8 protein-coding genes are annotated in these 10592 nt (G+C 31.8%); 6 read left to right on the forward strand and 2 right to left on the reverse strand.

Annotation, left to right across the window (positions count from 1 at the left end):
* Positions 1-446: 446 nt before the first annotated feature.
* A complete protein-coding gene (locus B4L98_RS06335) occupies positions 447-2885 on the reverse strand; it encodes a TonB-dependent receptor (RefSeq protein WP_291046777.1) in 2439 nt (812 codons plus the stop codon).
* A complete protein-coding gene (locus B4L98_RS06340) occupies positions 2833-4524 on the reverse strand; it encodes a M23 family metallopeptidase (RefSeq protein ID WP_286496356.1) in 1692 nt (563 codons plus the stop codon). Before B4L98_RS06340 ends, B4L98_RS06335 begins: the two co-directional genes overlap by 53 nt.
* A 237-nt stretch (positions 4525-4761) precedes the next feature.
* Here B4L98_RS06340 and B4L98_RS06345 point away from each other — a divergent pair, with 237 nt between their 5' ends.
* From B4L98_RS06345 to B4L98_RS06370, 6 genes are all read left to right on the forward strand, one after another.
* Positions 4762-4896 carry a hypothetical protein gene (locus tag B4L98_RS06345; RefSeq protein WP_286496357.1) on the forward strand — a complete coding sequence of 45 codons (135 nt, stop codon included), beginning with the start codon at positions 4762-4764 and terminating at the stop codon, positions 4894-4896.
* 41 nt (positions 4897-4937) lie between these two features.
* A complete protein-coding gene (locus B4L98_RS06350) occupies positions 4938-5078 on the forward strand; it encodes a hypothetical protein (protein WP_291046781.1) in 141 nt (46 codons plus the stop codon).
* Between the two features lie 218 nt (positions 5079-5296).
* Positions 5297-6514 (forward strand): site-specific integrase, encoded by a 1218-nt coding sequence (locus B4L98_RS06355; RefSeq protein WP_280038298.1) that lies wholly within the window; start codon positions 5297-5299, stop codon positions 6512-6514.
* 100 nt (positions 6515-6614) lie between these two features.
* Positions 6615-7505: a hypothetical protein gene (locus B4L98_RS06360; RefSeq protein WP_291077809.1), complete on the forward strand. Its 891-nt coding sequence runs from the start codon at positions 6615-6617 to the stop codon at positions 7503-7505.
* Between the two features lie 194 nt (positions 7506-7699).
* The gene (locus tag B4L98_RS06365; RefSeq protein WP_038335637.1) at positions 7700-7984 is read left to right on the forward strand and encodes a helix-turn-helix domain-containing protein; all 285 of its coding nucleotides are present in this window, start codon (positions 7700-7702) and stop codon (positions 7982-7984) included.
* 248 nt (positions 7985-8232) lie between these two features.
* Complete coding sequence (locus B4L98_RS06370; protein ID WP_291077811.1) at positions 8233-10371, forward strand: VapE domain-containing protein; 2139 nt, start codon at positions 8233-8235, stop codon at positions 10369-10371.
* Positions 10372-10592 lie beyond the last annotated feature (221 nt).

A 10592-nucleotide genomic window follows, 5' to 3' on the forward strand; every position in this document is an offset into this window, starting at 1 on the left:
GAAATATTAATAAGCTAAAAACTCAAATTATTTAAAATGCACAACGGGTTAGTATACTTTGTTTCTTTTATTATTCTTACTTTTTAAATATAAAATAAATGGAGTTAGTATTCCTGATATAATTGAAATTGGAAATATCCAAAATGGAAGTAAAATCCATAAAAAATAATATTCTAAAGTTTTATAAAAATTGAAAAAAGTAAAACCTTTTAAGTTTTGATTTTCAAAGATTTCATTTAATGATATGAAAAATAGTAAAAATGAAAATAACCAAAATATAAAACTATAAGTCTTTAAATATTTTATTTTACCTATTTTCTTGTTCATGAAAAAAATAGGTGAAATTGAAAAAATAAATATAATTGGAATGATGATGTAACCGATATATTTTTGAAAATCCATTATTAATAAGAATTAATTTATCCTAATATTAATTTTGAATAGTTTTAAAACTTAAAATTAATCTTTCCATTCAAGAAACGTCCTGTCAAATAATTTGGCATTGTGTAAACTGCACTCGAATTTACGTCGCGAATCCATGAATTACTGATTTCGTTTTTAATATCAAACACATTGAAAACATCTACACCAATCGAAATTTCTTTGAAATTACTCCAGAATGTTCCTTTTGATGGTTTCAATTCTTTTTGATTGATCAATTCTTTCACAAAACCAATGTCAACACGTTTGTAATCTGTCAACGTTGTTTGGTATTGGTAAGGATCTGCAAATTGTGGTGCTCCGTTTGGTAAACCAGAAGCATAAATCAAATTTACATTCACTTTGAAAGATGGTAAAAACTCCATATAATCTTGGAAAAATGCAGATAATTTGAAACGAGGATCTGTTGGTAATGGAATATTTCCTCTGTCATCAATATTTTGATAAGCTCGCGCATACGAAGCCGAGAACCAAGAATCTATACCAGGAACAAACTGCCCAAATAAACGCATATCAAGTCCATACGCATAACCTTTGGAGTTGTTATCTGCCGTATAACGAATTCTCACATTGTCTACATAATACGGATTCAAATCATTTAAGATTTTGTAATAAACCTCAGTTGTTAATTTGAACGGACGATCCATCCATTTGAATTCGTAATCGTTTCCAAATATAAAATGAATTGATTGTTGCGATTTTACTTTGTTATTCAAAGAACCATCTAAACGACGAATTTCGCGATAGAAGGGAGGTTGATAATAAATACCTGTCGAAAAACGGAACAACATATCGCTTTCCCAATCTGGTTTAACAGCGATTTGAGCACGAGGCGAAACAGTTGTTTCTTCGTTAAAATCCCAATAAGCTGCACGTACACCAGCGTTGAACATTACTTTCGCATCATTCCACATAAATTTGCTTGTATATTGTGCGTAACCTGAAATACGATTGGTTTTTAAATTATTTTTAGAATTCACATAATAACTTAAATTCAAACCATTTCCTGGATTTGGATTCACAACATATCCTGTCGAATCGATTGCTTGCCATTCACCTAATAAATCACGAATATCTTCTTGTTGAAATTTTGCACCCCACTCAATATCATTGTTTCCATTGATTTTATATTTTCCTTTGTGTTGAATTCCAGCAACCAACGCATCAAAATTATTTCGTGCATGATCGATTTGCGAACCAACATCATTCGTAGAAGTAGCATGGCCTTTTTCGTCTACTTCGGAAATGAAATAAGAACCTTGAATATCAAAATATTCGCGCTCTTTCGAATGATAAGCAAAAAGGTCTAACCCTAAATCTACTTTAGAATTTGGTTGATATGTAAATGATAAACTTCCTGTTTCTGTCGCAAATTTATCATCCTCTTTTCCGTCATAAAAAACAGTTAGCAACAACGGAGTATCCATTGTGTTGATGTACGTATCACGTTTTACAGGAAACATTTCGTAGCGCGAACGTGACATTGTCCCCAAAAATGCAACATTCCATTTATCATTTAATTTATAATTGATATTGGCTTGTACATCGTAATATTCGGGATTGAAATTGGTATCACCTTTTAAGGTATTCAACACTAAATTTCTGTTTTGATAGCGCGCTCCAACAATTGCCGAAAGTTTTTTGTCTTTAGAACCTCCGCCTAATGTCAAACTTCCGCCCATTAAACTTGCTTCTAATTGTCCTTCAAATTTTGTTGGGCGTTTGTAGGTAACATCTAAAACAGAAGACATTTTGTCGCCGTATTTTGCTTCCCAACCACCAGCAGAAAAGTTGATAAATTGCGTCATCGCAGGATTTACAAAACCTAAACCTTCTTGTTCGCCAGAACGAATCAATTGAGGTTTATAAACTTCGATTCCGTTAACGTAAATTAAATTTTCGTCATAATTTCCTCCGCGAACCATATATTGCGAACTTAATTCTGTATTCGAATTTACGAAAGGCAATGTTTTCAATAAATCGGCAACTCCGCCAGTCAAACTTGGTCCTTGTTGCATTTGCGCAGCACTCAAAACGGTACTTTGCAAAGGTTTATTTTTATTGGATTGAAAAGAAATAGTTGCTTCACCTAATTCGATTGCATTGGTTTGATCAGGAACTAATTGAACAAAAATCTCTTTCTTGTTTTTATCTTTTAGCGTAAAAGTTTGTGCAAACGAATGATAACCATTGTTGTTAAAAGTTACGGTAACGGAAGAATTTGATGGAATATCAATTTTGAAATTACCATTTTGATCTGTAAAATAAGATTGATCGTTGACAATAATCTCAGCTTCACTAATTGGAATTCTATTTTCGTCGACAACTTTACCATTAATTTGCGCAGTTTGAGCAAATAAAATTCCACCCAAAAGAGATAAACTTATGGTACTAAGAAATCTTTTTGAATGTTGTAGAGTATGTTGCTGTGTTGTTTTTTTCATCTTTCACGTTTAATTCTAATTGATGGTTGCCAACCGAAATCTGTTCTTTGTTCAAATTAATTGATAATCGTTTAATTTTTTGATCATATTCGGCTAAAACCCACTTACCATCGATATAAGCTTTATAATCTTTTATCCCAGATTGTGCATCATCAATTGTAAATTTGATAATAGCATTAGCTTGAGTAAATTGACTATCTGATTTGATATTTAACGGAGTAATTGTCGGTTTAGTATTGTCAATTAAAATAGAAAAAACACCAAAATCTTTTGGATTTGCAACAAGCTTTCCATTTTTGAGCTCTGTTGTTAAATAATCTTTTTTCCAAGCACCTCTTTTTTGATATTCGCGTACAATAACAGCTTTGTCCAATTGCGCTGTTGGAATGTCAGTAGTCGGTTCTATTGCTAACGTGTAAGTTTGATGAACTGGTATATAATAATCGCCCACCCAATGTTTACCATTCGAGAATTTATAAGCTAAATCAAAATCTTCATAAAAAATATTTTTAGGGAAAAATATTTCGATTCCATCAGATTTGAAATGATTTTCTTTGTTCCACAACATTGGATTTGTTTCAGTAAGTTTTGCAGAATCTACAAATGCTTTTCCATTAACTGTAAAAGATTGCGAAGATAAATTTCCTGCATAATCAGAAACGTCAATTTTTACTTTGTACGATTTTCCTTCTTCAAGCTCTAAAATTCCATTGTTTTTTAGATTTGAATACATTCTGACAGGATTCCCATCTTTCACAAATCCTTGATACACCCAACTATTATTTTTCTGAATATCGCCATAATCGCAAACTGTATTTATAGCTCGAGCTTCATCAAACGAAAAACGATTAGAAGTAAACGTATAAATCGGTTCATCATTCACATAAATATTAATTTGATGAACTCCATTGTTATTTTCTGCTCCATTGTGTTTGTCATAGGCTTTTACACCAAAACCTATTGCGCCAGAGGCAGAAATTGTACCTCCATTTACCACAACAACACGATTGGTTTTTTGATTCACATCGCCATAAATTGGATAAGCATATAGGCCTAAAATAGATGGTTTTCGAGTATCAGGTAAATCAAAACCGAAGTAAAAAGGATTAATTGGTTCTTCTGTTTTGGTATCACGAATTTCGAAATGTAAATGTGGACCTCCAGAACCTCCAGAATTTCCAGAAAGAGCAATCAAATCGCCCATTTTTACAGGAAGTTCGTTTGGTTTTGGATGCAATTCTATCTTAAACGTTTCGTTTGCATATTGTTGTTTGCGCACATATTCTTGCAATTCGGGCGTAAATTCTCTCAAATGGGCATAAACAGAAGTATATCCGTTTGGGTGATCGATATAAAGTGCATTTCCATAACCTGTTGGCGAAATATTAATGCGAGAAATGTAACCGTCTCCAACCGCTTTTACTTTCAGACCTTCTCGTTGTTGAGTTTTGATATCAAGCCCAGCGTGGAAATGATTGGCACGTAATTCTCCAAAATTACCAGCTAAATAATTGGTAATTTCTAAAGGATTTTGGAAGATGTTTTTTGGATATGTTTCAGATTTTGGTTGTTCTGATCGTTGTCCAAAAACAACAGAACTTAGTAATAAGTTTAGGAAAATTGGCTTAATCACTTTCATTTTTTCTTTTCAATAATTAACAAATCAGTTAAAAGTAAATTAAATCTTTTACAAACCTCCTTAATCTTTTGAATTTCTGAAAATTATTTGGAGATAAATTTTTGTAAAATAAAATTAAATAAATGATTATCAATATTTTGTATTTGTAAAATAATAAACAAGTAAAAGAAAAGGATTTTAGTGAATGATTGAGAAATGATGAAAGTAATTTTAAAATCAAACATAAAAAACATCATCATGAGAAAAATTATTTTAGCACTTTTTATAGTTGCTTCTATCGTAAGTTGTAATGAATACAAAGGTTCAGAAAGTAATGCAGAATTGGCTGCTGATGCAAAGAAGAAGTTGCGGTTTCTAATGCTGCAAATTTAGAAGTAGAAGGGAAGGTTTTTAAATCGAATGCGTTGATCGAAATGAAAGTAAAAGATGCGATGAAAGATGCGGTTCAAATCGAAGAAAATGCGATTTCGTTGAATGGATTTGTTTTGAATAGTGAAATGATTAATCAAATTTTAGATTCGGATATAGTTGAATTATCCGAAAACATAATATGACAATACTATTTTTCTCTAAATTGCCTATTTATAAGGTTTTATAGAATGTTAAAGTTTCAATTTGAAGTACTCTAACGCATTGAAATCCTTGATTTGTTGTACCAATTGTTGTACCTTAGAATCACGTTACATTCGTTTGCATCAGCAAGTTACAAAAAAAATTCACTTGATTGCATTCGTTTATAAAAATAGATTTTTAAACCATAATTCAAAATCCAATGGCTTCAATCAAATTAGTACTTCGCACCAACCAAGAAGATAAAACAGGGCACAGTCCATTGTATATCCGGTTAATCAAGGATCGTAAAACAAAATTTATAGCAACTGGAGTAAAGTTGAAAGAAAACGAATGGGATGATGTCAAACAAAAAGTAAAACGCAATTATCCCAATTCAACGAGAATGAATGCTTTCTTATCTCAAAAGATTGCAGATGCAGAAGCAATGGTTGCTGATAACGAGCGAAAGCGTGGAAATATCTCCGCTAAGCGATTAAAAGAAGCGATCAAAGGAAAAGATATTAAGAATTTCTTTGAATATGCTTACGAGCGTTGTGAACGTATCAGAGGGAATGTATCACCTCAAACCTATAAAGCTTATAAAATGAATATTCAAAAGTTCGAGAAGTTTTTAGGTACAAACGAAATCTACTTTGAAGATATCACAGTAACAGTTTTAAATGATTATGTCAATTTTATGAGCAATCGTTTAAAGAATGGTTCTACAACTATGCATTATGCTTTAAATATTCTGGCGATAATGTTTAAAGATGCCATTCGTGAAGAAGTCATCACTTTAAATACTTATCCATTTGCGAGTGTAAGAATCAAAAAAGACAAGAGTACAAGACTGTTTTTAAACAAAGAACAAATAGAGCAGCTAAAAAATCACAAGAGTTCATCTGGTCAAACAGATACGTATTTCCGTGATATGTTTATTTTCAGTTGTTATGCGGGTGGATTACGTTTTGGTGATGTCGTTACCTTACAATGGAAAAACTATGATGAAAACGAACAACGTATCAGATTAAACATTCGTAAAACGAAACGTTCACATCAATTCAAAGTAGGTCAATCGGCTTTAGAGATTTTAAACAAATACAAGAAAGAAACTTCCGAATCAGATGATTTTATTTTTCCAATCATTTCAGAAGCAAATTTCTTCGAACAATCCAACGAATACCAACTAAAAGTAATAGCTGCCAAAAATACTTTATGTGGTCAGAAATTGCGTAGAATCGGTAAAGAATTAGAATTTCCATTCTCGTTATCATTCCATTTAAGCCGACATACATTTGCAACCCAAGCTTTAGCTAACGGAATGCGTATTGAGTACGTTTCAAAATTGTTAGATCACTCAGATATTGGAACAACTCAAATCTATGCAAAAATCGTAAACGACGAATTAGATAAAGCAGTAGAGCAATATATAAAATAAGAAAGCAAATAATCTCTCCAGCGACACATTTTGTCTTTGTAATATATTAATTTACATCAAATTACACTATAAAAGGTTAAATGCTAAAACTTAATTTATGATGAAGTATTTGATAAAAGAAACTGTACAATTCAAAGAGTTTACACAAGTTGCTTTACACAATGTAAAGTCAGAAGAATTTGATATTATAGAGGTTCAACCTCTTACAAATGACGGGTATTGTCAAGCATTAATTGACAAAATATTTGAGATTTCTCATTCTGAAATTGCTGATTTTATCAAACATCAACTTTTATATGCAAAAGATAAGCTACATTGGATTAATAAGTTTGAAAAGTTAGTTTCAGTAAATGAATTTCTGTTTGAAAAAGGAAGAAATAAAACTCGTTTAATGAAAATTTATACTTCAACAGAAATAATTCGATTAGGTTTATATAAACCAATAGAGATTAAAGACGAAGAAAGACCTGCACCGAGATACATCAATGCAGATTCAGAAGAACGATATTTTTCTTTTTATAAAACGCAGAAAAATTTGGAACAGATGGAAGATTATTGCGATCAAATCTTTTTCTTAACTAATGAGAAATACGAATACGAACAAGCTAACATTCATTTTATCAATCCAAAGCTTCCAGAATATTCAGAGCAATGCAACAAGAAAATTGAACATTTACAACACATCAGAAGATTAAAGGAAGAATTGCAAGTAGTTAAAGAAGAAAAATGCAATTACAACAAATTACAATTCAATGGAAATGTCAATCAACTGGTTGATATATTTTATCAAATGTCCAGAGAACTTTTTGTAGATGGAAAACCATTTTTAGATGGAAATCTCAATGATATCTCAAAAGTAATTGTGTCCAATTTTGTTGATAAAGATGGAAACGAATTAAGCCTAAAAACCGTTCGAACAATTTTAACTCCATCACGAGAAGATAAACGACCAAATGTAAATAAGCGAATAGATATAGATAAATTGCTTTAAAGCATTCAATCCTAACTTACTCAGTTAGGATTTTTTTTGCTCAAAAAGGTCTTATTCAAAAAATAGCAAGTCTTTAACCAATCATAGATAAACAGTTAGTTTCAAAATTATTTTGGTCTTATAAGACCAACTTAAGACCTGGCGACTTTTTTTTCTGTACTTCATTTGTTCCATAATCTTAAATAATTCAGAAAATGGAAGCAATCATTTTAACAAAGGAACAATACGATGCGATCGTATTCCAATTAGAAGAAATCACTAAAAAATTAAACAAAGCATTAGCTGCTAAACAAGAAACATTTATGGATAACCAAGAGTTTCTAATGCTAATGAAAATCTCTAAACGAACTGCTCAAACGTGGAGAGATGAAGGAAAAGTTTCATTCTGTCAAGTAGGCAACAAAATCTACTACAAAATGTCTGACGTCGAAAAGTTATTGAACGAACACTACAACAAATCATTCTCTAACAAACGCTAAAAATTAGAGTATCGGCATCTAAATCAAATTGGCATTACAATTCGCAGACGAGCGTCAATCCATTGAGAGAAGCGCAAAAATGTTTACCGACCATCGGGAATGATTTAATTCATTCCCGAAGTGAAAAGGATTTTTAGCCTAAACGGATTTATAGCCTTGACTTTTTTGTTTCGTTTTTGTGTCAAGACAAAAATGAAAGTAAAGAACAATTCATTTTACTTTTTACATAATACATAATACAACAAAATATGAAATTCACCCTATTCCAAAACTTCAACGAGGTAATAAACACCATACCAGTTGAGCAAATCGTAACAGAAATCAAAGAAGGAACATACAAAAGTCAAATTCTATACTTGCGTAAATCCTTAGAACAAGGAAAAATGGAACCATACGAAAAAGCAAAGAAATCATTACTAGCTTTTACACCAAGTGCAACATTCAAAGGAGGTAGAAAATTAGACTACCTCCAAAATTACAATCAAATAATCGTACTGGATATTGATAAAGTTGAGAAAAATAAGCTTGCCGAAATCAAACTAAAAGCGACAGAATTAAGTACAACATTTGTTGCATTTATCAGTCCATCAAACAACGGATTAAAGCTATTCATCAAGGTTTCAACCAATCAAGACGAACACAAAAACACGTACAACATTATCAAAGAATTTTACGAAAAAGAGTTAGAAATCGAAATCGATAAATCCGGAAAAGACATTACACGTTTATGTTTTTACTCCTTTGATCCAGAAATCTATTTCAACTCAAACGCAGAAGTTTTTTCTTGTTATTCTGAACTTGTTTCAGGATCTCACCAAATAAATAATCAATCTCATTCCAATGAAACACATCGAAACCATACACAGAATAGTTTTACAGAAGCGTATCAAAGAACATTTACACCAGATACGAATACGCTCATTGAACATTGCGTCAGATTCACAAAACAGAAAATGGATTACGTTGAAGGAAACCGAAATAACTTTGTACATCAATTAGCATGTAACCTTAACAGAAAAGGAATCAGTTATGCAGAAGCATTAGGCTTCATTTTATCCGATTACAATTACAACGAAATCGAAGTAATGAATGCAGTTAAAAGTGCATACAACAATACACACGAATTTGGTACTGATAAGGAGTATAAAACACCGAAAACAAAGGAAAAGACAAATCCGAAAAGTAGTACAACAAACGAGGAAGAAATCGATGATGACGAAGAAAAACCTGCTGCCATAGAACGACTGGAAATGTTCCTAAACAAAAGGTACAACTTTAGGTACAACATCGTAACAGGAAAGCTCGAATACAAAAAGGTTCGAAACCAAATGTATAAACCAATAACCGACTTTGTTGAAAATTCTATTCTTAGAGAAGTATTAAAAGCAAAAGTCAAATGCAGTATTCAAGGATTGCGCTATTTATTGATGTCGGATTATGTAGAACAATTCGATCCATTCAAAGAATATTTTTTAACCTTACCAGAGATAAATCAAGAGATTGATTACATCACAGAATTAGCCAATACCATAACCACAACCAATCAAGAATTATGGTTAGAGTGTTTCAAAAAATGGTTTGTGGCAATGGTGGCTTGTGTAACGAATGAAAAAGTTGTTAATCAAACAGTAATTGTTTTCAGTGGAAAACAAGGAATAGGTAAAACAACCTGGATGGAAAAGTTAGTACCGAAACAATTAAAAGAGTATTTGTTTTCTGGAACAATTAATCCCAATAACAAAGACACGTTAATCCATTTGGCTGAATGTATGTTAATCAACTTAGACGAGCTAGAAAACCTAAACAAAACAGAAATCGGTTCATTAAAGGAAATCATTACGAAATCCCATATCAGAATGAGAAAAGCGTACGGACACAATAACGAAACTTTACCACGTAGAGCATCATTTGCAGGTTCGGTAAATACAGCTCAATTTTTAAACGATACCACTGGTTCAAGAAGATTCTTATGCTTTGAAGTCGAACACATCGAATACCATCACAACGTCAATTTAGATTATTGTTACAAACAAGCTTTGCATTTAATAGATCAAGGATTTAGATATTGGTTCAACAACGAAGAAATTAAAAACATCAACCAAAATAATGAGCAATACCAAATCAAAACCCCTGAAGAAGAATTACTTTTAACATGGTTCGAAAAAGCCGACAGAGAAACTGCAACTGCTTTTTTAAATACAACCCAAATAGCGACAAGGTTAGCTTATTTCAGTAACATCAACATTAATAGCGGAACAGTAAACCAATTAGGTAAAGCATTAAAGAAACACGGATTTATGAGGATTTCAAAAAATGGTTCGTATGTCTATGCAGTCAAAGAATTAGAATACGATCAAGTCCAAAAAATGAACAAAGAGTTGGAGTAGAAATAAATTGAAAATGGCATAACAATTTGCAGACGAGTGTCAATCCATTGAGAGAAGCGCAAAAATGTTTACCGACCATCGGGAGTGATTTAAACATTTTAGAGAAGCGAAATGAATATTGACCGGCGAGAATTGAAGCCTTGATTTTTTGATTCGTTTTGGATCAAGCCAAATCCATAGTATTCATGAATACAATATATACCCGTAGTGCATTTAGGTAA

Origin of the sequence: Empedobacter sp. UBA5528 (genome assembly GCF_002426075.1) — a bacterium.
GTDB lineage: Bacteria > Bacteroidota > Bacteroidia > Flavobacteriales > Weeksellaceae > Empedobacter > Empedobacter falsenii_B.